At 68.8% G+C, this 23,391-nt stretch carries 17 protein-coding genes, 1 tRNA gene and 2 rRNA genes; 7 read left to right on the forward strand and 13 right to left on the reverse strand.

All coding sequences use genetic code 11. From position 1 onward, the window contains the following. Positions 1-219 precede the first annotated feature (219 nt). From OF850_RS21855 to vsr, 6 genes are all read right to left on the reverse strand, one after another. Complete coding sequence (locus tag OF850_RS21855; RefSeq protein ID WP_301592445.1) at positions 220-2,895, reverse strand: hypothetical protein; 2,676 nt, start codon at positions 2,893-2,895, stop codon at positions 220-222. Further along, the gene (locus OF850_RS21860; RefSeq protein WP_301592446.1) at positions 2,888-4,072 is read right to left on the reverse strand and encodes a hypothetical protein; all 1,185 of its coding nucleotides are present in this window, start codon (positions 4,070-4,072) and stop codon (positions 2,888-2,890) included. Before OF850_RS21860 ends, OF850_RS21855 begins: the two co-directional genes overlap by 8 nt. A gap of 289 nt (positions 4,073-4,361) precedes the next feature. Beyond that, a complete protein-coding gene (locus tag OF850_RS21865) occupies positions 4,362-4,892 on the reverse strand; it encodes a hypothetical protein (protein ID WP_301592447.1) in 531 nt (176 codons plus the stop codon). 2 nt (positions 4,893-4,894) lie between these two features. Beyond that, positions 4,895-5,278: a hypothetical protein gene (locus OF850_RS21870; RefSeq protein ID WP_301592448.1), complete on the reverse strand. Its 384-nt coding sequence runs from the start codon at positions 5,276-5,278 to the stop codon at positions 4,895-4,897. Between the two features lie 38 nt (positions 5,279-5,316). Then, on the reverse strand, positions 5,317-6,357 hold the full coding sequence (locus OF850_RS21875; protein ID WP_301592449.1) for a COG3904 family protein: 1,041 nt from the start codon (positions 6,355-6,357) through the stop codon (positions 5,317-5,319). A gap of 349 nt (positions 6,358-6,706) precedes the next feature. Next, a complete protein-coding gene (gene vsr, locus OF850_RS21880) occupies positions 6,707-7,156 on the reverse strand; it encodes a DNA mismatch endonuclease Vsr (RefSeq protein ID WP_301592450.1) in 450 nt (149 codons plus the stop codon). 286 nt (positions 7,157-7,442) lie between these two features. Here vsr and OF850_RS21885 point away from each other — a divergent pair, with 286 nt between their 5' ends. The 6 genes from OF850_RS21885 (at position 7,443) to OF850_RS21910 (ending at position 16,088) form a co-directional block, all read left to right on the forward strand. Continuing rightward, positions 7,443-8,033, forward strand: a complete 591-nt coding sequence (locus OF850_RS21885) for a hypothetical protein (protein WP_301592451.1) — start codon at positions 7,443-7,445, stop codon at positions 8,031-8,033. Next, positions 8,030-8,941: a DNA-primase RepB domain-containing protein gene (locus OF850_RS21890; protein WP_301592452.1), complete on the forward strand. Its 912-nt coding sequence runs from the start codon at positions 8,030-8,032 to the stop codon at positions 8,939-8,941. Before OF850_RS21885 ends, OF850_RS21890 begins: the two co-directional genes overlap by 4 nt. 685 nt (positions 8,942-9,626) lie before the next feature. Then, positions 9,627-10,574, forward strand: a complete 948-nt coding sequence (locus tag OF850_RS21895) for an AAA family ATPase (RefSeq protein WP_301592453.1) — start codon at positions 9,627-9,629, stop codon at positions 10,572-10,574. Between the two features lie 256 nt (positions 10,575-10,830). Next, complete coding sequence (locus tag OF850_RS21900; protein ID WP_301592454.1) at positions 10,831-14,388, forward strand: PAS domain-containing hybrid sensor histidine kinase/response regulator; 3,558 nt, start codon at positions 10,831-10,833, stop codon at positions 14,386-14,388. A 291-nt stretch (positions 14,389-14,679) separates the two neighbouring features. Then, the gene (locus OF850_RS21905) at positions 14,680-15,669 is read left to right on the forward strand and encodes an HWE histidine kinase domain-containing protein (RefSeq protein ID WP_301592455.1); all 990 of its coding nucleotides are present in this window, start codon (positions 14,680-14,682) and stop codon (positions 15,667-15,669) included. Between the two features lie 23 nt (positions 15,670-15,692). Next, the gene (locus OF850_RS21910) at positions 15,693-16,088 is read left to right on the forward strand and encodes a response regulator (protein ID WP_301592456.1); all 396 of its coding nucleotides are present in this window, start codon (positions 15,693-15,695) and stop codon (positions 16,086-16,088) included. 198 nt (positions 16,089-16,286) lie between these two features. Here OF850_RS21910 and OF850_RS21915 read toward each other — a convergent pair whose 3' ends face one another. The 4 genes from OF850_RS21915 to OF850_RS21930 all read right to left on the reverse strand — a co-directional run bounded on the left by OF850_RS21915 (position 16,287) and on the right by OF850_RS21930 (position 20,427). Next, entirely contained in the window at positions 16,287-17,522 is a 1,236-nt protein-coding gene (locus tag OF850_RS21915) for an MFS transporter (protein WP_301592457.1), read from the reverse strand. An 8-nt stretch (positions 17,523-17,530) separates the two neighbouring features. After that, positions 17,531-18,154 carry a hypothetical protein gene (locus OF850_RS21920; RefSeq protein WP_301592458.1) on the reverse strand — a complete coding sequence of 208 codons (624 nt, stop codon included), beginning with the start codon at positions 18,152-18,154 and terminating at the stop codon, positions 17,531-17,533. Between the two features lie 75 nt (positions 18,155-18,229). After that, a complete protein-coding gene (chrA, locus tag OF850_RS21925; RefSeq protein ID WP_301592459.1) occupies positions 18,230-19,612 on the reverse strand; it encodes a chromate efflux transporter in 1,383 nt (460 codons plus the stop codon). Next, on the reverse strand, positions 19,609-20,427 hold the full coding sequence (locus OF850_RS21930; protein WP_301592460.1) for a chromate resistance protein ChrB domain-containing protein: 819 nt from the start codon (positions 20,425-20,427) through the stop codon (positions 19,609-19,611). Before OF850_RS21930 ends, chrA begins: the two co-directional genes overlap by 4 nt. 813 nt (positions 20,428-21,240) lie before the next feature. Between OF850_RS21930 and OF850_RS21935 the strand changes: the two genes are divergently transcribed. Continuing rightward, the gene (locus tag OF850_RS21935; RefSeq protein ID WP_301592462.1) at positions 21,241-22,977 is read left to right on the forward strand and encodes a recombinase family protein; all 1,737 of its coding nucleotides are present in this window, start codon (positions 21,241-21,243) and stop codon (positions 22,975-22,977) included. Here OF850_RS21935 and OF850_RS21940 read toward each other — a convergent pair. From OF850_RS21940 to OF850_RS21950, 3 genes are all read right to left on the reverse strand, one after another. Then, positions 22,937-23,010: transfer RNA gene (locus OF850_RS21940), tRNA-Met, on the reverse strand. The genes OF850_RS21935 and OF850_RS21940 overlap by 41 nt on opposite strands. A gap of 30 nt (positions 23,011-23,040) precedes the next feature. After that, positions 23,041-23,155: ribosomal RNA gene (gene rrf / locus OF850_RS21945) — 5S ribosomal RNA — on the reverse strand. A 115-nt stretch (positions 23,156-23,270) separates the two neighbouring features. After that, positions 23,271-23,391 (reverse strand): 23S ribosomal RNA (locus tag OF850_RS21950); the annotation flags it as partial.

Genomic DNA, 23,391 nt, shown 5'->3' on the forward strand with positions numbered 1-23,391 from the left:
CACAATCGGGAAGGAAACCCGTCTTGGGTCCCCCGGGCTGGGGATCGAGGGCGCATGCCGGCGGCACTCACCTTCGGCCAGGATGCCGTTCTCATCGACCGCGAGCTTATCGGGCTTTACGCGGATATGTGTCACGCGGACTTGAGCCGCCTCGAAGTACAAGCAGCCTGAGCAGGATTTTGCGATGGCCATTTCTGTATCTCCTTGATGTGGATGTGATCAATCGCCCCGCACAGCCGCGGCACGTTCTTGGCTGCGCGCGTCGCCCTGCGCAGGTGCGGCAGGGCCCAGACGGCGCTTGGTGGCGAGACGTGCCGTGTGGTTTTCGCGCGCGGCCTTGCGCTCGGCCTGAGAGGTCCCAAGCGCGAGGAACTTCGGGTTCTGGGCGAGAGTGTCCGCGATCCTCAAGGCGAGCGCATCCAGGTCCGCAGCACGGTCAGGCCGTCGGCCCTCCTGAAAGCCTGCCTTTGCGGCTGCCGCCTCCCGGCAATTGTGTCTGGGGACCCCCGCCGCGTGGAGTTCGTCGGTGCTCATTCCCGCGATCCCGGCATCGATCCCGAGCCGGATAAAAGGCATCAAGGCCTGCATGTTGGGGGGTGGATCTTCCGTCATTCTCGTCTCCTTTGTTGGCCCGTCGGCCGCTTGGTCGTGGCCATCTGGGGTTTCATTCCGTGTCTGCTTCGATTGTTCGCGCACCTCCTCCTCTGGTGCGGTGTCCTGTTTTGCCGGGGGTTGATTGATGGGAGCCGACTGGGCCTGCGCCTCGAGGCTCTCCTCCAGCCGGGCGTTCTCGGCGGAAAGGCGCGCGGCGTCGGCCTTGGCCTGATCCGCCTCGCTCGTTGCCGCATCGCGGGCCGCCCGCATCTCGTCCCGCTGCCGCACGGCGCTGGCCTGGGAGTGCCGCGCCTCCTCGGTTTCACGCCGCGCCGCTTCAAGGGCCGCCCGCGCCACCGTGAGCGCCTTCGCGGCTTCGCCGCGTTCTCTCTCAGCCTTCTGGAGTTCGAGCGTCGTGTCTTCCAGCTTCCCGCACGTCTCCCGCGCCATGGCCGTGGCCTTGTCGCGCTCCCCGCGCAAGGCGAGGATCGCCGCCGAATGCGCCTGCTCCATGGCCTCGGCTGCAGCCTGATACCCAGCCACAAGTGCCGCCATCTCCTGCGCGTGTTTCTCCTCAATATCTCGCTGCAGCTTCTGCCAGGCCTCCGCTTGATGCGCCGCGGAGCGCTCTGCGGCTTCCCGCGCCTGCCGCTCAGCGCTGTACTCCTCTTTCAGGCGCTTCATTTCCACTTGCACCGCGGCGAGCGCATGGCTGGCCGCGGTGGCTTGTCCCTCGGCCGCTTCCTGCGCGGCGCGTGCCTCTGCTGTGGCGGCTGTTTGGCTCTTGAGCGACGTGGCCAGACGCTCCGAGTGCTTTTGCTGGCTGCCGAGAGCGAGGAGTGCGCCATCCCGCTCCTCCTGCAGGCGCACCATGTCCAGCCGCACGGTGGCGAGGGTCGCGCCCGCCTCGTCAGCCCGGCGTGCGGCCACCTCTTGTGCGGCCTGCATCTTCAAAATGGTCTTTGGATGCGTCTCAACTATCGCGGCCAGTTGATCAGCCCGCGTCCGCACATCACCAAGGGCGCGGAGGGCCCCATCGCGCTCGGCCGCCACATGGTCCACCTTCGCCTCGGCCGCCTCCAGCCGCGAATGCAACGCGTCGGCCTCTTTCAGCGCCGCGTCGCCCGCCGCGCGCTCGAAGGCCAGCCTTTGCAGGTAGGCCGTCCAGGGAAACGCCCCCTCCCCCACCCGGGCGCGCTCGATGGCGGCGAGGTCTTCGGGATCTGGCCGAAGCCGCTCGCCGGGGCGCAGCGGGCCGCCACCGACCTCGATCAGACCATCCGGCGTCATACGCTGGACACGGAACTCGCTGCCCACCCGCTGCTCCGCCGCTTTCGCCACCTCCAGCCGGATCGCCGCGCGCGCCGCCTTCTCGGCCTCTGTGGGCTCGCGCCGCGGCGGTGCCGCCGCGGCAGCCGCGGGGCCTGCAACGAGCAGCGCGGCGAAGCGCACCGCACCCTTCTCTGCCTCCAGTACCCGCTGGCCCAGAGTGCGGACTTTCTCCTGCAATTCGGTCGTCCTCGCCTCCGCGGCGCGCTCCGCCAGGGCGTCGGCGCGCTTCAGGCGCTGGCCCTGGGCGCCGACGGGGGTCGCGAGGCCGAATGGCGCACCGGCGGCCTTCCAGTAGTGCAGCTGCAGATCGGCGCCCGCCTGACGGGCCGCGGCCTGCGCGTGCTTTTCCCAGCCGGCCCGCTTTCGGGGATGTGCCGCCAGCGCCGCTGCCCGGGCCGCGCGGAAGGGATCGGTGGCACCGACGTCCAGGATGAAGTGAGGCCTTCCGCTGCGGTCCATTCTGGGGTTGCCGTCGGGGTCGGTGACGGGCTTCAGAGGCGGCAGCGCCAGGGCGTGGATGTGGGGATGCGCCTCGTCCAGATGCAGCACGCATCCCCGGAGGCAACTGCCCAGCCTCTCCTTCAAGAAGATGAGCGTCAGCTCCAACCACCGTCCGTATTCGGCCTGCTTTCCCGGCATCTCCAGTTCCGCCACCGGGATGTGGCAGGAGACCACCCAAGAGGACAGCATCACGTTGTCGTCGCGGCGGCGTCGGCCCTGGATATCGCTTGCCTCGCGATGACGCTCGATCGCCTCGTCGAGGATGATATCGAAGGCCTCTCCGAAAATGAGCTGCGGCGGCTGGGGCGAGGAAACGTGCTGGCAATAGGCGGGATCGCGCATCGCCTCATGGACGATGCCGCGCGCATCGACCTCCTTTTGGCGCGGGTGCGGCTTGAGCGCGAAGCTCTCGACCCGGATGAAGGAGGTTTCGCGCCCCGCGCGGCTGTGTGGGCCAGGGTCAGCCACCGGGCACCCCCAAGACGATCTCGCCACCCACCCGCGTGAGCAGCTCGGTCAGGCCGTCGAAGCTCGGTCCCGTCCAGTGGCCCGCCGCCCCGTCGTACTTGAAGCCGTGGTCCTTCAGCCGGCAGTAATCGTCCTGATGCTCGTTTCGCAGATGGGCCAGCGACTTGAAGGTCACAACGGACGGCAGCAGCGCCTGATTTGCGGAAAGCAGATCCTCCTCCGGCGCGACCACGAAGATCTCCGTTTCCTCCGGGGCGGACGCGTTGGCCGCGTTGAGTGCGATGACCTCGGTCACGACGCTGGGCGTCGTGACCTCTTTGCTCTCCGGAGCGGTATCGAGAGCCGGCTCTTGGTAGTCGAGCCCACGATCGTCATCGGTGGACACTCCCGCGTCTTCGGCGGGCATGTCGCCCACCTCCTGATGTTGACCCGGCAGGACGGCCGGCGCGGCGGCATCGATGACTTGGCGCAGCACCTTCGCAACTTCCGGGCTCGCGCTCTCGACGAGCAGCAGGCACTCCGCGGCGACCTGGTCCCGGGAGGCCTCTTCGATCCTCACCTTGACGGTGAACGAGGTAGGTGCGGCCTCGGGCTCCTCGGGATTGGCCCTGGCGAGTTCCGCCTTGAGCGTCTTCTCGTAGCCGTAGATCCCGCCCTTGGCGGCTTCGTTGAGGTCCACCCCGTGCTCGGCGGCGTGCGTGCAGATGAAGCCCAGCCGGCTGACCAACGTGGGGTTCTTCCGTCCCAAGACGATCTGAAGGAGTTTCACGGCCGGCTTGTCCGTTCGGGTCCGGGTCCCCTTCGGCAGGAGGCCCTGCTCGACCGCGAGGGCGATGAGGCTCGCGACTTCCTTCTCCTCCAGCGTGACCAGGGACACGATGCCCGCGCAGAGGGGCACCAGGCTCTCACTCAGCTTCTTGCTGCTCTCCTCGACCGCCTCGGTAGCCGTGGCGTGGCTGTCCCGCATGCTCAGCAGCAGAACGAAATTCTCCGGCAGCTCGGTGTTGACCCCGCTTCCATCCCGTTTCTCTAAGGTGAAGGAACGAGCCGGGGAGGAGTTGGGGTGCGCTTCCACCCGCCCCTTCTTGTTCGCTTTCTTCTTCGCCTTTGCGCGATGCGGGGGCGCGTTGACATCGGGGGTTGGCGGGGTCGTGGTATCGGTGTTGGTGGCTTCCATCTCGCATCTCCTTCGACGCGGATGACGTCTGTCATCCTCATGCCCCTTCTTCGCTTCCCCGATGGGGTTTCGAGAAGACGACATCTGGGGCGCGGGGTGCGGGAAGCTGGAGATCGCGAGCGAGCACAGCCGCACTATTCGGGAAAAGGACTGACTGACTCACATCCGACTGAGACAGCCGTCAGACACGCGGCGACGCGCCCAGGCGCGACCCGACGCAGCAGTTCGATAAATTTTTTTTATCTCCCCGAGTGCTCGGACTGGAGACTGATTGCGGCGCGGTGCGCGGTCAGGACAGGCAGGAGCGGGCCAGCTCGTCCAGATGACGGTCGAGACCATCGGTGCCGACCGCCGCCCCGAGGAGCGCGTGGAAAGGCCTGTACACGCGCGCATGCTGCGTCACGTGCGGGCAGAAATAGCCAAAGAGAATGGAGCGATCGCAGGTGCCCGCGCGATGGCAGAACGCGACCTCGTCGTAGAAGACCAGAAGCCGGATCAGCGCCGCGTCGACCTCGCCACGCGCGGCGTCGTTCGGGTAGGCCGCGGCGACAAACCCTTCATACTCGCGGGACGAGAGCGCCCTCGTCCGCGCCTCGGCCGTGAAGGTCGGGTAGCGGCGCCAGAAATCGAGGAGCGCCGTCCGGGCCACCACGATGTCTGTGCCCCCGAAGCGCGCGATGTAAGCCAGCGCCCTTTCCTCGCGCGCGACCCGCACCGCCTCGGCCCGCTGCGCAAAGAAGCTCCAGACGCCGAAGATCGCGATGAGGGTGGCGGTCACCTTCAGCGCGACGTCCAGCCAATCGGGGATCTTCACGGCCATGCTCAGCGCGGCGCCGGGGCCGGCTCCACCCTGCAGTCATCCGGGAAGAAGACGACCACCGCGTCGCTGGCCGCCACCGAAAGACGGTCCAGGCAGGCAAGCTGGGCGCGGTTCAGCGTCACCAATTGGTCGAGGGCCGTGGGGTCGGCAAGGCGGATGTTCGGCCCCTCGTTGGTCAGCGCGTCGAGGAGCGACGGCGGGCGCTGGGGAGGACAACGATTGGCCAGAAGGAAGACCGGCTCCCCGGTCGCGGCCTTGTAGATCTCGCGGTGCTGGACAAAGCAGGCGAGCGTCGCGGCCGTGAGCCGGAAGTGGCGTGCAACGGCGGCGTCACCTGACCGCCCCGGCTGTGGGCCCTGCCCGCTGAGAAGCGCCCCGACTGCCACCAGCCATGCTGCCTTTGACCTGCGCAACTTCGCCTCCATCAGATGCAGAACCGGAAGGCGGCAGCGATCGTCTGCCGGTCGGTGTTGGACAGGTCGCGCTGCATCCAATGAGGCCCGCCTGCCACACGCGGCGCATTGATCTGCAGCCGCATCTCGCGCGCCTGCGTGAGCGCCTGGGCGTCCTCGGGGGTGAGTGCCACCTCGAACACGGCGCCATCCCCGGCGGTGCGGCCCGAAACCTGCGCCGGCCGGATCTCACGCTCCCCGCCGGTCGGGCCGAGCCCGAGCGTCGCGCCGACCCCGGCCTCGACCGGCACGCCTGGCACCGTCAGAAGAAGTCGCGCTGCCCTGGCACGGCAGAACGCGGTCAGTTGCGATGCCTGGTCGTAGATCCGGGGCGCATCCCGCCGCTTGCTCACGGCGATGACGCCGGCCCGGTAGGGCTCCAGCACGAAGCGGTCGAAGCCGCGCGGTGTCTCGATGTCATAGGTTAGACGCTGCTCGAGGGAGGGATAAGTCATCCCGGTGTGCGGCGTGGCACTCGCCAGCACGAACAGACGAGGATCGACGCCCATCTCGATGATGTAGGTGAGAAGCAGTCCCGAAACCTCCTGTCCGCCCGCGAGGCCGGATGCATTCGGCATCGCCGCGCCGCCCGGCAACCCGAACTGGTGGAAGCCCAGTCGCGACCCTTCCGGGACACGCCGCCCCACCCCACCCAGGAACGCATAGGCGCAGGCGCTCAGGCAATTGCCAGCAGTCGGTGGATCGACGCTGGCGCCATCGTGCTGCCCGACAACCGTGTGGAACTCCCGGGCCCGGATCCGCCGCCCAAGGGCCATGCCGTCCTGCAGGCTGCCGCCCGTGCTGTCGAGCAGCACCTGGAACCCCTCGACCCCATTCGGGCCATCCAGGAAGGCGTCGAAGCGGTCGGCCGCGCCCCCGTCGAGCGTCCCCGAGGCGATGACGAAGCAGGACTCGCTCGCGTTCGCGAAGCAATGGAAGCTGAACTTCATGGGCTGGGCGGCCACCCCGAGGGGGGCGATCAGGACCAGAAGTCCGAGCCACAGAAGCCGCATCTTGCCATCCCCTCCGCGAAGGATCGCCAGCACCCGGCGCCGCCAGGATCATTCCGCTGCATCGGCTTTGGCAAGGGAAATGCAGCGCGCGGACGGGTCGGCCCGTCACTGCCTCATATCCGACTGAGACAGCGGAGCGCCCCGGCCCAACAGGCTGGGTGGGCAGGCTGACCAGCTTCGCCCCGGTCGCATCCCGTGGACGACGGCAACGCTCTCCGGTGGCTGCCTCCGGACGATGCCGGAGGGGCCGGGCGAGGTTTCGATCGGAACCTCGCCCGTGCGAGTCAGCGTGATGGTCAGGCGCACCGGTGCAGACATCCGAGCGGGCCCCGACCCATCCGCAGACTCGTCAGCAGCTGAGCTGCCAGCGCGGCCGGCGTTCGTACGACCAGATCTCGCCATAGACCGCGCCGCCGTCGAGCAGACCCCGCAGCTCCTCAGCCAGTTCCTCGACGGTGTGGTCCAGCACCCCGCATTCCCAAAGCGCGATGACCCGCCACCCCTTGCGTTCAAGCTCCGCCACGACCCGGCGATCGCGCGCACGGTTCGCCTCGAACTTGCGCTCCCAGAACGGCCGGTTGGTGCGCGGCACGCGAGCGCACGAGCAATGCTCATGGGCGTGCCAGAAGCAGCCGTGAAAGAACAAGGCGACCCTCTCGGCCGGCGCTGCCAAATCCGGCGTCCCCGCCAAAGTGGCGTCGTGCCAGCGAAGATCGCGCAGGCCCGCGGCCTGGGCGACCTCGGCGAGCACGCGCTCGCCGCGGGTGGTCTTGGGGGTGTGGTGGGACTTTTTGAGCATGCGTCTCTCGCCGCGCCTTGCGCGGCCCTTCCGTCGTGAGTGTGGGGAATGGCGCCGGCCGCATGAGCCGCCAGCGGAGATTGGCTCGCGGGGCGTACCCCGCGGCGGGTCAGACATGAATCATCCCGCGCACGCTTTCAAGAGTCGCCGCCCGGGGGCGGCACGAGAAAAGCAAGGCAGGAAGGGATCCGCCCGCGGTCGTCGGCTGGAGGGCAGGTGTGCCTCCAGCCGCCGCTCGCCGAGCGGATCCGGTGATGGAAGGAACCAAAAACCAAAGGAGTGGCCGATGGCCCCCTTCGACGCGGATCTCCGCCACACAACAACCCACAGCGCGCGGCCCAGCCTGCCGCGTTTCGTGCGCGAGATCGGCCTGCGCCCCGATGACGTGGAAAGGTTCGGCAGCAACGCGTCCGCCGACGCGCGGACGTTGATGTTCACCGAGCGCGGACCGGATTCCCTGCCGACCGGGGTGCTCACCCTCGGCGAGCGCCGCAAGTGCTGGTTCACTAAGGGTGGGATGCGCAGCCTGACCTGGAGCCGCGAGCCCCAGAACCCGTCCCGCATCCTGCTCGCCACCGGCGCGCTCCCGGCACTGTGCGCCGCGGCGTGTGAGGGGCACCGGGCGGACACGCTTTATGTCGCCCCGCCTGGCTCCTGGTCCGGCTTTTCGGTGTGGACCTTCGAGGCCCTGCTGGCCCGGGTGCGGCCCGAGTGTGTCGTCATCGGCATGCCCGACACGGCGCGCGCCAACAGGCTTGCCGAGGAGGCGCAGCAGATCATTGAGGTGGGCTGGTGCGGGGCGATGGCGGTTCTGCGTCTTCCGATGACGCGGGACTGGCCGGAATGCCTGGCCGCCCAGCGGGAGGCACGGCCATGAGCGGTCGTTCCTCGTACGCCCGGACCCGCGACGCCCTCGCCGACTTCGCCGACGCCGTGCTCTCCCCCGGGTTTGAAACGGCTCTTGTCCCGGTCTGGCCGGGCGATGGCAAGGTGCAGCGCCGTCGCTTCACCCGCGACGAACTTCTCGGCTCGATCCCCTGGATGCGCTGGGCCAACGGACCGGGCCGGTGCCACGTTTTTCTGCGGCCGAGTGCGACACGGCATCTCTTGGTGGACGACCTGTCCGCCGAGGCGCTGGCGGCGTTGGCCGCGCGCCACCGCCTCGCGGCGGTCGTGGAGACGAGCCCAGAGAATTTCCAGGCCTGGATCACGGCCTCTGACTCGCTCGTGCCGGTGGCGCTCGCCACCGCCGCCGCCCGGATCCTGGCCCGCGAACACGGGGGCGACCCGGGTTCCGCGGACGGCCGCCATCTTGGGCGTGCGCCGGGCTTCACCAACCGCAAGCCGGGCCATGAGGACCCGCCCCGTTCGGGCCGCTTCCCATGGACATCCTTGCGCCATGCCTCGGGAGGGGTGTGTCCGGCGGGTGCGGTGCTGCTGGAGCAGGCCGCGCGCGAAATGGCCCAGGTACGGAAACTCAGCCGTCCGTCGGTGCCGCCCTGCACCGCTCCGGCCCTCTCGTCGGACGATGCGGCGCGCGCCGCGTCCGCTTGGCGCCTCGGCTTGGCTGACCTCCTGCCACCTGGGCAAAGGCTGGATCAGTCCCGCGCCGACTTTTCGGTCGCTCGGCATCTGATCCGACGCAAGGCGGGCTGGGTCGTGATCGAGGAGACCGTGCTCAAGGGCGAGCGGGCGCGTGCCATGACCCTGGGCCGGGCCGCCGACTACGCCCGGCGCACAGCGCTGGCGGCGGCGCGGGGGGCGGTTCCGGGGCGCCGGTCATGACGGTGTCCCCTGCCCTGCCCGCCGGCCCGCCTGCCGTGGTGATGAGCCATGGCTGGTTGTGCCGTCTGGCCAAAGCCAGCGATGGTGCCGCTTCTAGGCCGCCACGCGACCCCGGCGGATGCTGGGTGGCGCAGGAGGATCCCCGCGACCCCGGGGTGCAGCTGCGGCGGCTCGACCTCATGCTGCCGCTGGCAGACCGGCTGGCGCTCGTCGCGGCCTCCGATGACGACTCCCACCGCGTGCTGGTGGCCGAAGGCGTCACGCACGTGCCGGTGGCCGACGGGGGCGCGCCGGAGGTGCTGGCGCCCCTCTTCGCCCCGTCGCTGGCCGACCCCGAGGACTGGCCGGATCCCAACGCCCCGGCCCGGCAGGCGTTCCGGCTGCTGCTTCTCCTCCATGCGGTCAACACCGCCCCAGGTGAGCGAGGCACCGCCCTACGTCCTTTGCGAGCGGCGGTGCGGCTCGCCCTTGAGGGGGGCAAGCTGCCGAGAAAGGGGATCGTGGCGCTGGCACGCGAGGCCGGGCTCTGGCCGTGCGGGCTTTTGTCGGCGGCGGGCTTGCCGCTGGGGCTCTCCGGCGCCCGGTCGGCCCTGCCCACTGGCACGGTCAGCCTCTGGCGCGCGGCGGTGAAGGTGCTGGCGGCGCGGCGGCCGCCGGGGTTCCGCCCCGCCCGCCGGCGCAGCCGGTGCTGCACGCACCGCCGGCGGTGGCCACCGATCCCATGGACCAGGGCGAGGTCGAACGCCACGCCCCCCTCGCCGGGCCCATGCCCGCCCTGCCCGTCCCCGATGCGCGCGGGCTACGGGCGGCGCTCGACCGCGAGTTCCCGTGGCTGGCGGACGCCACGCGCGCCATCGCCCGCGAGGTGGCGCTGCTGCCGGACGGGGCGCCGGCGCGTCTGCCGCCCCTGCTGCTCGCCGGACCGCCGGGTTTGGGCAAGTCCACCTTCGCCCGGAGGGTGCTGGAGATCTGCGGGTTGCCGCACCGTCTCGTCACGGCGACCGAAGGCGGCGGGGCGACTTTGCTGGGCGGCCATGGCCGCGGCTGGCGTGGAGGGCGGCCGGCGTTGCCCCTCGGCTTGATGGCGCAGTCGGGCCTTCGCACCGTGGGCATCGTGGTGGACGACGTGGACCGTCAGGGGAGCGCCGACGGCTGGGGCACGCCGCAGGGCTGGCTGCTGGCGGTGCTCGAGCCGGCAACGGCGCAGCGGTACTGGGATCCGTTCCTGCTCACCGAGTGCGACCTGACGGGCGTGTCGTGGGTGCTGACCGCGAACGACCTTTCGAGTGTGAGCGGGGCCTTGAAGGACCGGTGCCTGGTCGTCGAGGTCGGGTATCCGCCGCCCGACGCCGCAGAGATGGTGGTCGACGGGCTGCTCGCGCGACTGGCGGCGGAGACGGGCCAGCGTCCGGGCCCGCTGCGCATCCCGGCGGCCGCACGCGAGGTGATGGTGCGGGGTTTCGCCGCCGACCCGTCGACGCTGCGCGCGCTCGCGCGGGTGGTTCGGCTGGTGTGCGGTGCGGCGCGGCTGGGCGAGGATCCGGTCGCGGTGGCGCGGGCGGGCCTTGCGGCGATCAGTCAGGCGGAGGATCGGCCCTACGCAGCGCGCCGGCTTGGTTTCGGCCGCCGGTAGCGGCCGGGGTCACACGCCCCCTGGCCCCTGGCGGGGCCGGGGGAAATTGCTGGGGCCATCTTCCAACGTAGCTTACGGTGCAGGGCACGCCCCAGATGTTGGGCAGGAGGCTCAACACAAGCCTCCCTGCCAATTCTCCCCCCACCATTACAGTAACTGGACCTTTATCCAAACGCAGAACCGCTGGCCCGTCGGGATATTCACCGACACTTCTCCCGACTATTGAAGTCCGTAAAGCAGTCTCGGAAGCACACGCGTGACCGACGTATCGGATGCCAGAGGGCCGACGCCCGCCTTTCTGAACGCAGATGGCGAGGCGGCGGCATTGATCGCGGGGCACGACTGGTCGCGCACGTCCCTTGGCGCGGTGGAGAGCTGGCCACAGAGCCTCAGGACGGCCACTGCGATCCTGCTGGGCTCGCCCATGCCCATGGTGATGCTGTGGGGCGAGGACGGTGTGATGCTCTACAACGACGCCTATGCGGCGTTCGCCGGGGAACGTCACCCATCGCTATTGGGATCCGGGGTACGCGAGGGTTGGCCCGAGGTCGCGGACTTCAGCGACAACGTGATGAAGGTGGTGCTGGCGGGCGGCACCCTCGCCTACAAGGATCAGGAACTCACCCTCCAGCGTCACGGCCGGCCCGAGCAGGTCTGGATGGACCTGACCTTCTCGCCGGTGCCCGACGAGGACGGCCGGTCCGCTGGCGTGCTGGCGGTTGTCACCGAGACCACGGAGCGCGTGCGCGCCGAGCACGGGGTTGTGGCCGCGTCCCGCGATGTTCCAGAGGCAAAGCCCACCGATGATCTCTTGCGCGCCAGCGAGGAGCAGCTCCACGGCGTGGTCGAGAGCGCCCGCGACTATGCGATCCTCACCACCGACCTCGAGCGCCGGATCACAAGCTGGTCCGCGGGCGCCGAGGGCACCTTCGGCTACGCGGCCGACGAGATCCTTGGCCAATGCGTGGATGTTCTTTTCACCCGGGAGGACCGGGAGGCGGGCCGGCCCGAATGGGAAGCCACCACGGCCGAGCGCGAGAGTTGTGCACCCGATGTGCGCTGGCACCTCCGCAAGGATGGCACCCTGGTCTTCATCAACGGATCGGTGCGTCCCATCCACGACGCTCAGGGCCGGACCACCGGCTTCCTGAAGGTCGGGCGCGACGAAACGGAGCGCCAGCGGGCCGAGGCCGCCCTGAAGCTGAGCGAGGAACGTTTCCGCTTCGCGCTCGAGGCGGCGGGCGGCATTGGCACCTGGGACTGGGACGTCGTGGCTGATCGCCTTTATGCCAGCCCGTACTTCGCCGAGATGTATGGCCTCGACCCGGTCGCGGCCGCCAAGGGCCTGCCCGTGGCCGAGTACGTCGCTGGCGTCCATCCCGAGGACCGGGACAGGGTCGGTCGCCTCATGGACGAGGTCCTGAGCGCCGGCGGTGAGTACCGCGCCGAGTACCGCATCTTGGGCCAGGACGGCGAGGTGCGTTGGGTGGTCGCGCGCGGGCGCTGTCTCAAGGACGCGGACGGCACGCCCATCCGCTTCCCGGGCGTCACCTTCGACATCACCGACCGCAAGCGTGCCGAGACGGAGCTGCGCGAAACCTCGCGCAGGCTGGACGCGATCCTCGCCAACACCCGCGAGGCGGTGTTCCTGATGGATCACCACCAGCAATGCGCCTACGCCAATGCCGCCGCCGAGAAGCTGACGGGCTACCGCTTCGAGGACATGCGGGGCCGGCCGCTGCACGACGTGGTCCACCACACGCGCCCCGACGGTTCCCACTATCCGCGGGAGGAGTGCCCCATCGACCGTGCCTTCCCGGAGCGGGCGCAGATGTCGGGCGAGGAGTTGTTCGTGGCGCCGGACGGCTCATTCTACCCAGTGTCCTTCACCGCGAGCCCCGTCATGGACGACGAAGGCCGGCCCATCGGCACCGTGATCGAGGCGCGCGGTATCGCCGGGGAGAAGGCGCGTGAGGCGGACCGGCAGTCGGCCTATGAGCGTCTAGCCGAGGAGACGCGCACGCTCGAGACCCTCAACCGGACCGGGGCGGCCCTTGCCGGGGAGTTCGACCTTGAGCGCGTGGTCCAGAGGGTTACCGATGCCGGGGTCGAACTGACTGGCGCGGCCTTCGGCGCCTTCTTCTACAATGTGCTCGACGAGGCCGGCGAGAGCTACATGCTCTACACGCTCTCGGGCGCGGAGCGGTCGGCGTTCGAGGGCTTCGGGATGCCGCGGGCGACGGACGTATTCCGGCCCACCTTCCATGGCGAGGGTGTCCTGCGCTCAGACGACATCCTGGCCGACCCCCGCTATGGCCGGAACGAGCCCCACCGGGGCCTGCCAGAAGGGCACCTGCCGGTCCGGAGCTATCTGGCCGTGCCGGTGGTCTCCCGCTCGGGCGAGGTGGTCGGCGGCCTGTTCTTCGGTCACCCGGAGCCGGGCCGCTTCACGGACCGCCACGAGCGGCTGATGCTCGGCCTCGCCGGCCAAGCGGCGATTGCTATCGACAACGCCCGCCTGTTCCAATCGGCCCAGCGCGAGGTCGAGGAGCGCCGTCGCGCCGAGGAGCGGCTGCGCGAGCTGAACGACACGCTGGAGCGCCGCGTCGAGGAGGAGGTTGCGGAGCGCGCCAGGACGGAGGAGGCGCTGCGCCAGTCCCAGAAGATGGAGGCGGTAGGGCAGCTCACGGGCGGCATCGCCCACGACTTCAACAACCTCCTGACGGGCATCATCGGTTCGCTCGACATGATCCAGCGACGTATCACCCAGGGCCAGACGGACCGCATCGAGCGCTACACCACGACTGCGATCACCTCGGCCAACCGGGCGGCGGCGCTCACGCACCGGCTGCTGGCCTTCTCGCGCCGCCAGCCGCTCGATCCGAAGCCTGTTGACGCCAACCGCCTCGTCACGGGCATGGAGGAGCTTCTCCGCCGCACCATCGGCGAGGCGGTCCGGCTGGAGATCGTCACCGCCGGTGGGCTGTGGCAGACACTCTGCGATCCGCACCAGCTTGAGAGCGCGATCCTGAACCTGGCCATCAACGCGCGCGACGCCATGCCCGACGGCGGCATGCTCACCATCGAGACCTGCAACGCCCATCTCGACACCGCCTACGCTGCGAGGAGCCGCGAGGTGAGGCCTGGGCAGTATGTGTGCATCTGCGTCACCGACACGGGGACGGGGATGACGCCAGACGTCATCGCCAAGGCCTTCGACCCGTTCTTCACGACCAAGCCGATCGGCATGGGCACCGGGCTGGGCCTGTCGATGATCTATGGCTTCGCGCGGCAGTCGGAGGGCTATGCGAAGATCTACTCGGAGGTGGACCAGGGCACGACGGTCAAGCTCTACTTGCCCCGCCATTACGGCGACGGGGACGATACGGGCGAAGGGCCCGGCGAGGTGACGGAGGCCAGTCGCGCCGAGACCGGCGAGGTCGTCGTCGTCGTTGAGGACGAGACGGCGGTGCGGGACCTCGTCACCGACGTGCTGCAAGAGCTGGGATACCGGGTTGTCGAGGCGATGGACGGGCCGTCCGGCCTCAAGCTCCTGCAGTCCGACCTGCGGGTCGACCTGCTCCTGACCGATGTCGGCCTACCCGGCCTGAACGGGCGCCAGCTGGCCGATCACGCGCGCCAGCACCGGCCCGGGCTGAAGGTGCTGTTCATGACCGGCTATGCGGAGAACGCCACCATCGCGAACGGCTTCCTGGAGCCCGGCATGCAGATGATCACCAAGCCCTTCGCGATCGACGCCCTCGCCACCCGGGTCCGCGACATGATCGAGCAGCAGGGAGATACGACCCTTTAGCACTCTGGCCCCAAGCTCCGCAGAACCTGCGGCCGGCGTTGCTGCTGACGGCCTCTCAAGGGGATGAGATTTCCGCTTCCTGGCTCCCATCGACGTTGCGGCGATCACGCGAGGAGCCGGTTTGGCTGGCGCTTTGAAGACGGGTCGGGCAGCCGCCCGAAAGTAGTTGATTTCGGGTTCAGAAGGGTTCCACAGCGTTGTCCCGGCTTAGCGAGACCCGCGCAGGCCGAGCACGCGCCGGAAGCCGATCGGTGCTACCTTTACCCCACTGGCAGGCAGGAACGGTGACGGATGACGCTGGAAGACCTCTACCGGATGCTGCGGAGCGGCCACGTCCAGGCCAAGGGGGTGGTGGACAACCTCGACCTGCCGCTCGTTGTGCTGGATCAGGACTTGCGCGTCACCGCCGCCAACCCGGCCTTTCTCGACGCCTTCGGGGTCGAGCGCGACGACACCATCGGCCAGCGCCTCTTCGCGCTCGGCGACGGCCAGTGGGACATCCCCGAACTGCGCCTTCTGCTGGCCGACGTGGTCCCCAAAGCGGCCGCCGTCATCGACTACAAGGTGACCCACGACTTTCCCGGCATCGGCCGCCGGACGATGCTCGTCGGCGCGCGGCGGATGGCGCCTCCCGGCGGCCACGGCAGGGACATGCTCGTGACCTTCGAGGACGTCACCGAGCGTGGCCGCCTGGAGGCGGAAAAGGACGTCCTGCTCGCCGAGACCCATCACCGCATGCGCAACCTGCTCGCGGTGGTGCGCGCGCTGGCGGTCCAGACACGGGCCGCCGGCCGCACCGGGGAGGAATATCGGGACGCCTTGCTCGACCGGCTGGAGGCTCTGGCGCGGGCCCAGGACGCCTCGCTCGCCGGCGGAACCGCAGCCGACCTTGCCGACGTCGTCCGCTCCGCGCTGGAGCCGATCGGGGCGGAGCGCGCCCGCATCGAGCCGGGCCCGGCCGTGCAACTGGCGACCGCCCAGGTCATGCCGCTGGGCCTGATCCTGCACGAGCTGGTCACCAACGCCCTCAAGCACGGCGCGCTCTCCGTGCCTGGCGGCGCCGTACGGGTGAACTGGCGCGTCACGTTGCGGGAGGACGGTGCAAGGCGGCTGCTCCTGCACTGGCGCGAACAGGGAGGTCCGCCAGTGGAGCCGCCGGCCAAACGTGGCTTCGGCACGCGCCTGATCGAGTTCAGCGCCGGTGCCGATCTTGGAGGTGAGGCGAAACTCTGTTTCGAGTCGGAGGGTTTACACGCGGAAATCTCGGTGCCGCTGACGTAGGCACCATTCAAGGAGGAGCCGCCGTGGGGTCCCTCTCAGGCGAGAGCCCCGGTGGCACCGCCCCCTGCCAGGTCCTCGTCGTCGAGGACGAGACCTTTATTGCCCTGGAACTTGAGCTGAACCTGACGGAAGCCGGGTTCGTGGTGATCGGCCCGGCCCCGACGGTGGCCGCGGCGTTGGCGCTCCTCGCGAGCCATCGGCCCGACGTCGCGGTGCTCGACGTGAACCTTCGCGGCGAGCGGGTGACGCCGGTGGCGGAGGCCCTGAAGGCGATGGGGGTGCCGTTTGTGCTGACGAGCGCCTACAGCGCGGCCGACCTCGCGTCGGACGCGGTGCTGGCCAGCGCGCGGAATGTCGGAAAGCCGACCAAGCGTACGGCCCTGCTCGGGGCCCTGCGGGACTTCCTCGACGGCCGATAGGCTTCGCAGCCGAAACTGGACCGTGGTTGCGCTGCCCGGAACCATCCCGCCTTCCAGGCCCCTCGCCTTCCCCGTGATGCGAACCCGGACGGACTGCACCGCAGCGGCATCCACGGACACGGCGGATCTTACACTCGGCCCAAAATGGACGAAGGATGCACCGGGTTGATCGTCATGCTGTCGGCTCGTTCGGCGGTGTTACCGCTCCTCTGGTGGCTTGATGTGGCGGAAGGCCCAAAGCAGCGCCAGATCGTAGGCGATCTTGAGCACGCCGCAGAGGATGAAGGGCGTCGCCTTGTAGCCGGCGGCGATGATGGCGCCCGCGATCGCGGGGCCAGCCGCGGCCGCAAGGCTTCGCGGCACGGCGGTGAAGCTCGCGGCCGCTGTCCGCTCAGGCGGGGTGACGACGGCCATTACGTAGGAACTCCGCGTCGGGACGTCCATCTGCGACAGCGCCGCCCGCACCAGCAGCAGCCCGAGCGCCCACTCGACGTCGGGCGCGAACATCGCGGCGATGAGGCAGAGGCTCGACGGGATGTGCGTGAAGACCATGGTGTTGATCAGCCCGATCCGTCCCGCGAGCCAGGCGGCGACCGGGAAGGAGAAGGCCGAAAGCACGCCCGACCAGAAGAAGAACAGTCCCGCCTCCGCCAGCGAAAGGCCGAAGCGCTCGAACAGCCACAGCGCAAGCAGCGCCTGCACCGCGAGGCCTCCCGCGAAGCTGTCCACGCTGAACAGCGCGGCGAGCCGCACCACGATCCCGCGGGAAGGCCCGAGCGGTGCGTGCCGCTCCCGACGATCCGCCGCCGGCAGGGCAGGGATGGCGCGGTAGGCCAGCAGGCAGGCGACACCGAGGGCGACGTAGAGCAGGAAGGCGGAACGCAGCGCCTCCATCTCCGCGATGCCGGAGCGGGCGAGAAGCTCTGGCGCGCCAGCGGCAAGAGCGCCTACGGCGGCCGCCAGCGAGCCGACCAGGCTGTAGCGCGCGAAGACGCTCGTCCGCCCCGCATCCGTCGACGCCCCGGTCAGCAGCGCCTGCTCCAGGGGCGCGAAGATGCTCACGCTGCCGGCCGAAGGATTAATGGTGCCCAGGAGCGCGATGAGCGCGATTGCCGTGAAGCCTGCCGCCAGGGCGAAACCGACCCCGGTCACCGTCATCAGAGCCGCAGCCAGCAGGAGCAGCAGGCGCGGGTCCGCGCGGGCGCCGGCGATGCCCACGCCCAAGGTCATCACAGCCGAGCCAAGCAGCGCCAAGGTGGCGATGGCCCCGATCTCGGCGGCGCCGAAGCCGAGCGCGAGGAGGTAGGCGGGCAGCAGCACCGCCACGAGACCGTCGCCGAAGTCGCGCAGCCCCCTCGCCGCGAGGATGCGCCGAACCGGACCGCCAAGCGCCGCGGCGGGCGCCAACCCGGATGGGGCTGCTCCGTCGGCCATTCCGTTCTTCATTCCAGCGTCTGGACCTCGAGCCCGTCGAAGTGCGTCAGGCTGTCGGCCTTGGTCCAAAGGCCAACCCGACCTGGCTCGCGGAAGGTGCGATCGGTGGCCGCGAACAACTCGCGCCCATCGAGCGAGACCGAAAGCCGGTCCCCCTGGATGCGGAGACCGAGTGTCTGCCAGCGGTCGCGCGGCACGGGCAGGCTGACGCCGGCGAACTGGGTCCGGCGCCCGTCCACGACGCGGTACAGGCGCACGTTGTTCTCGAGCGCGTTGGCGCGCGCGATGTAGTAGTTGCGTGGGTCACGCAGCCGTACCACCAAGCCGGCCGCCTGATCCACGGTGCCGGACACCGCCTTGAAACGGACCGACACCGCGACGTCGCGCGCTTCGAAGTCGTCCAGGATCGCGAGCGGGAAGCGGTCGCTGGTCCGATCCCCGCTGGTCTCCGCGATGACCCCCGGCCCTGCGGGCGCGGAGGGATCCTCGAGCACGACCCAGCGCACCGCACCACCCCTTCCCGTCAAGGCAAAGGAAAAGCCCGGTGGCGGCGTGCCCGACTCCACTCCCTCGAAGTCCCGGCGCTCTTGTGCGCTGGCGACCACGCAGGCCACCGTGAGCACGCCACTCATGGCGCCGAATCCCAGCCATCTGCTCGCACGCATGTCGACCTCCCTTCTGGAGTTCCGCCAACAGCCTCGCACTCCTCAGCCAAGGATGAGCTTCAGCACCAGGCCTGCCGCCGCCGTCACGCCAAGCGTCCGCACCAAGCCAAGCTTGAGCCAGAACACGCAGACCGCGGCCAACGCCGCCAGTCCGAGAGCAAGCAGGTCCAGGCTGCCGAGCACGGGCAGGTCCACTTCCAGGATGCCCAGCCGGACCTCGCGGACATCGGCGAACAGCACGCGAAGCCCGAACCAAAGCGCCAGGTTCAGGATCACGCCTACCACCGCGGCCGTCACTGCGGCCAAGGCGCCGGTCAGCTTCTGGTTGCCGTGCAGCCGCTCGACAAAGGGCGCGCCGAGGAAGATCCAGGCGAAGCAAGGCGCGAAGGTCACCCAGAGCACCAAGACCGAGGCGAGCACGCCGTACACGATGCCGCCGGCCCCATGCCCGGCGAGAAAGCCGACGAACTGCAGCACGAGGATCAGTGGCCCCGGCGTGGTCTCGGCCAGCCCCAGGCCGACCAGCATCTGGTCCGCCGTCAGCCATCCATAGCCCTGCACCGCCTCCTGCGCGATGTAGGCCAGCACGGCATAGGCGCCGCCGACCGTCACCACCGCCATCACCGAGAAGAACCAGGCGATGTTGGCAAAGACACCGCCTCCTGCGAGCATCAGCAGCGCCACCGGGAGCAGCCAGAGCGCGACCGCGGCCCACCCCGCACGCCAAGCCTGGCTGGCCAGCCGGGCGGGCCGGCCCGGATCCGCGGCCAGCACGGCGTCCAGCACGGCGGGTGGGCCCTCCTTGGCCTTGCCATGCTCACTGGCGCGGAAGGCCGAGGGCGCGAGGAAGCCGATGAGCGCAGCACCCAGCACAACGAGGGGAAAAGGCACGCCGAACGCGAACAGCGCGACGAAGGCGGCGCCTGCCATGGCCCAGGCCGCGCCGGTCTTCAACGCCCGTCGCGCCACGCGCAGCAGGGCCTCGACCACCAGTACGAGCACCGCCGCCTTGAGGCCGAAGAACAGCGCCGCGACAAGCGGCACTTGGCCGAAGACCACATAGACCACCGAAAGCGCGAGCATCACCACGGCGCCGGGGAGGACGAACAGGACCCCCGCGGCCAAGCCGCCGCGCACGCCGTGCAGCAGCCAGCCGAGATAGGTGGCGAGCTGCTGTGCCTCAGGTCCGGGGAGCAGGTTGCAGAAGCTCAGCGCATGGAGGAAGCGCGCGTCGGACACCCAGTTGCGCTTGTCCACCACCTCACGGTGCAGCAGGGCAATCTGGCCCGCCGGGCCGCCGAAGGAGAGCAAACCGACCGTCCACCAGACGCGCAGCGCCTCGGCAAAGGTCGGCAGCCTCGCTGAAGCGGTTTCAGGAATATCTTGCGTCGCGGCCACCGCCTCGCTTGTCGCCTTCAAACTCATGCTTTGTCCCCCGGCGCTGGCCAGTTGTGTGTCTCGGTCGTGGCGTCGCGCGCCCAGCGGTAGAAAGCGTCGTAGAGGCCCATGGCGGCGTCGAGCTGGGCGAGGTCATCGCGGTACATGCGGGAAAGCCCAAGCGAGGCGGCCAGAAGCCCCGCTGCCTCCGGCGCGAGGTCGAGCCGGGCCGTGTCGGCGCCCCTGACAATGGCGGCCAGCCGGGCCAGCGGCTCGGAGGACAGGCCGAACTCCTCCACCATGACGTCAAAGGTGCAAAGCTCGCCGCGGTGGCTCCAGAACACCCCCTCGATGTCGAAGGGCGTGGCGCCGAAGCGGTCGGCCACCGATGCCACTTCGGACGGGGCCACAAAAAGGAGTACGGCTGCCGGGTCCACGAAGCGGCGGATCAGCCAGGGACAGGCGATGCGGTCGATCTTTGGCCTGGCGCGCGTGACCCAGACCGTGCGGCCCTGTGGGTCGCGGGGCGGAACATGATCGGGTCGCACCAGCATCCCGCCGGCCGCTGCCCAGGCCTCGAAGCCGCCCTCGAGTGCCTCGGCGGTGCCGCCCGCCTGTCGGAGCCAAGCAGCCACGCCCTGGCTCAGCTTCAGGCCGCGCTGGCAGACAACGGCGACGGGGCCCGGCCCGAACTCGCTGGCCCAGTCCGACACGGAGCGGAAATCCCGTCGGATGGACCCGGGCAGGACACGCGGGTCGGCAGCAAAGTCTTCGGCGGTGCGGACATCCAGCACCGTGGGTGATTCCGGTGTCCCCAAGAGCCGGGAAAGCTGACTTTGCGTGATAAGACCGTGGCTCGGCACAGGCGTCCTCCTTCGGCGCAGAGCGCCGGAGCGTGGACGCGATGCTTTGACCGAAGCCTCACGGGGCGATCGCGGAAGGCCCCTGACGGACGAGGGTGCAAAGGAGCACAGGGCAAGTCAAGACCACGGGCCATTCCCCGTGCGAGGCGCGAGAGGCTCTCCTTCTAAGTGTGGTTTCTGCTCATCTCAGCGGCCCCACCTGCCTGCGCTGTCCGGAAACATTTGTTTTCGGGTGGAATCGCCGATGTTAGTTTGCCGGGATGCCGCGCCGCCCGAGATCCGCTGCCCAAAAAGCTTCCGCCGGAACTGTCCATATAGAGGTTGTGGCTCCCACCCGATTCGAGCATCGGCCCAAGGCTTGACGCCCCCGCCCTCTGCTGAGGCGATTGCCTGCCGGGCGGAACCTTTACATCGTGGCCTGCCTGTCCTTCTTGCGCTTCTGAGAACGAAACGCCTCCCCCATTGAGCCAACGACGAGTATCCTCGCGCCTGTGACAACCAACGAGGACCGCGCCGCGTGAGTGACACTTCAACATGCCGCGCCAGTTCGAAACAGGAGGCGACGCACAAACAAGGCCTGTCTGGAGCAGCGGAAGGCTCGGGCGGAACTACACGGTGCAGCCTCTCCAGGCAGGAGAGATTTCTAGCGCTGGCACTGGAGATGGGACGGACCGAAGCCCGCCGAGCCTGGGCAGCATGGGAGCGGGAGATGGGCGGAGACGGCGTTGCCTCGCCAGGAAACATGGAGACGCTGGTCATGGCGGCCGTGGCGGTGGGAGCGACCTGCTGGCTGTTACTGGTGGTGGTCCAATGATGGCTGGAAGACGTGGGGCTCAGTCACCTGCTGGTGCAGTTCGCACTGTGATCTATGTCCGCTTCAGCTCTGAGAACCAGAGCGAGGCTTCGGTCGATGACCAGATCCGGATTTGCCGGGCGCGGGCCGAGCGCGAGGGCTGGGTCGTCGAAAATGTGTTCGTCGATGCTGCCATCTCCGGGGCCACCGCTTTGCGCCCGGGCTATCAGGCGCTGCTGGCGGCCATGCGCACCGGACGAGTGGACGTTGTGCTCTCGGAAAGCCTGGACCGGCTGAGCCGGGACCAGGAGCACGTTGCATCGCTTTACAAGCTGGCGCGCTTCGCCGCGGTGCGGATCATCACGCTGGCCGAGGGTGAGGTGTCGGAGCTGCACGTGGGCCTCAAGGGTACCATGGGGGCGCTCTTCCTCAAGGATCTCGCCGACAAGACTCGGCGTGGCCTCGAAGGCCGGGTGCTGCAGGGCCGGAGCGGGGGAGGCTTGTGCTACGGCTACTGCGTGGTGCGTGGCTCGGTGGGCCGGAATGGCGAGGCTGAACGTGGCCTGCGGGAGATTCACCCCGCCGAGGCGGAGGTCGTGCGCGAAGTCTTTCGGCGGTTCGCGGATGGCGAAAGTCCGGTTGCCATCGTCAAGACGCTGAACGCCAGGAATGTCCCTTCCCCGCGCGACGGGGTCTGGTCGGATGGGGCGCTGCGTGGCCAAGCCAAGCGCGGCACAGGGATCCTCCGGAACCGGATCTACATCGGCGAATTGGTCTGGAACCAAAGGCGGTGGCTGAAAAGCCCTGACACCGGCCTCCGGGTGGCGCGCGATAATCCCGAAAGTGCGGTCATCGTCACCCCTGTCCCTGAGTTGCGCATCATTGACCAGGAGTTGTGGGACAGGGTGCAGGCCCGTCTGGCGTCCGCGGCGCGTCCAAGGGATGCGCTGACAGGCGAGGCAATGGATCATCTTTGGCAGCATCGCCGTGCGCCCAATCTGCTCAGCGGCAAGGTGCGGTGTGGGAGTTGCGGGGCCCCCTTCATCACCGCAGGCAAGGACTACATGTCCTGCAAAGCCATGGCGAAACAGGGAACGTGCGGCAACAGGACCCGCGTGCGGCGCACCCGTCTCGAAACGCAAATTCTGGATGCCATGGCGGACGATTTGATGCAGCCGGACGCCCTGGCGAACTTCGTGGCGGGCTTCACGACAGAGTGGAACCGTCTGGTAGCGGTCCGCACGGCGGAAATCGCACAGACCCGGCAGACTTTGGGAGTCGTCACGCGCAAATTGAACGGCCTGATCAATGCGTTGGCCGACGGATATCGTGCTCCCGGCCTTCAAGCACAACTCGACAACCTGTCTGCGGAACAGGCCCAGTTGCAGGCCGAAATCGACGCATCGGAGGCCGTTACGCCCCTGCCGCGCCTGCACAGCAACCTCTCGGAAGTCTATCGCCAGCGGGTTGCTCGGCTACGGGAGGAACTCGGTGGGGAGACGGCTGAACAGGGAGTCATTGAAGCCGCACGCGCTCTGATTGATTGCATTGTGATATTCCCGCCCACGCTCTCGGGAGGAGCACCACGCATTGAGGTGCGCGGCGAACTGTCCGCGTTGCTGGGTGCAGCTGGAGTGCCGGGCCTGCAATTGCAGAGATCGGACAACGCAAAAACCCCGCCCACTTTCGTGGACGGGGTTTGTTCGCGATCAGGGGATGCGGGGACAGGATTTGAACCTGTGACCTTCAGGTTATGAGCCTGACGAGCTACCGGGCTGCTCCACCCCGCGTGGGTGGTGAGGGGTGATCTTGGTTGGGTGGCCTGGCGCTGACCGACTCTCCCGCCGCTTGAGCGGCAGTACCATGGGCGCTGGAGTGTTTCACGGCCGAGTTCGGGATGGGATCGGGTGTAGCAACTCCGCAATCGGCACCAGGCCACCGAACCAAGATCACCAAAGGGGCGACAAGGTGAGGTGGATGGTTGGTTGTGTGGGTGAGCTTTGGTGCTGCGCGCGGTGTTCATCCCAAAGGGATGGACCGTGCTGGTTTGATGGATGAGCCTATCGGGCGATTAGGACCGCTCGGCTGAGCGCATTGCTGCGCGTATACCTGCGGCCTATCAACGTGCTGGTCTTGCACGGCCCTCGGGGAGACCTGGTTTTGAGGTGGGT

The sequence above is a fragment of the Sabulicella glaciei genome, assembly GCF_026183895.1.
Classification (GTDB): Bacteria; Pseudomonadota; Alphaproteobacteria; order Acetobacterales; family Acetobacteraceae; genus Roseococcus; species Roseococcus glaciei.

Coding starts and splice junctions, on each gene's coding strand:
- OF850_RS21860 (WP_301592446.1), bottom strand. CDS start 4,072: ATGGAAGCCACCAACACCGATACCACGACCCCGCCAACCCCCGATGTC.
- OF850_RS21865 (WP_301592447.1), bottom strand. CDS start 4,892: ATGGCCGTGAAGATCCCCGATTGGCTGGACGTCGCGCTGAAGGTGACC.
- OF850_RS21875 (WP_301592449.1), bottom strand. CDS start 6,357: ATGCGGCTTCTGTGGCTCGGACTTCTGGTCCTGATCGCCCCCCTCGGG.
- vsr (WP_301592450.1), bottom strand. CDS start 7,156: ATGCTCAAAAAGTCCCACCACACCCCCAAGACCACCCGCGGCGAGCGC.
- OF850_RS21885 (WP_301592451.1), top strand. CDS start 7,443: ATGGCCCCCTTCGACGCGGATCTCCGCCACACAACAACCCACAGCGCG.
- OF850_RS21890 (WP_301592452.1), top strand. CDS start 8,030: ATGAGCGGTCGTTCCTCGTACGCCCGGACCCGCGACGCCCTCGCCGAC.
- OF850_RS21905 (WP_301592455.1), top strand. CDS start 14,680: ATGACGCTGGAAGACCTCTACCGGATGCTGCGGAGCGGCCACGTCCAG.
- OF850_RS21915 (WP_301592457.1), bottom strand. CDS start 17,522: ATGGCCGACGGAGCAGCCCCATCCGGGTTGGCGCCCGCCGCGGCGCTT.
- OF850_RS21920 (WP_301592458.1), bottom strand. CDS start 18,154: ATGAGTGGCGTGCTCACGGTGGCCTGCGTGGTCGCCAGCGCACAAGAG.
- chrA (WP_301592459.1), bottom strand. CDS start 19,612: ATGAGTTTGAAGGCGACAAGCGAGGCGGTGGCCGCGACGCAAGATATT.
- OF850_RS21935 (WP_301592462.1), top strand. CDS start 21,241: ATGGCTGGAAGACGTGGGGCTCAGTCACCTGCTGGTGCAGTTCGCACT.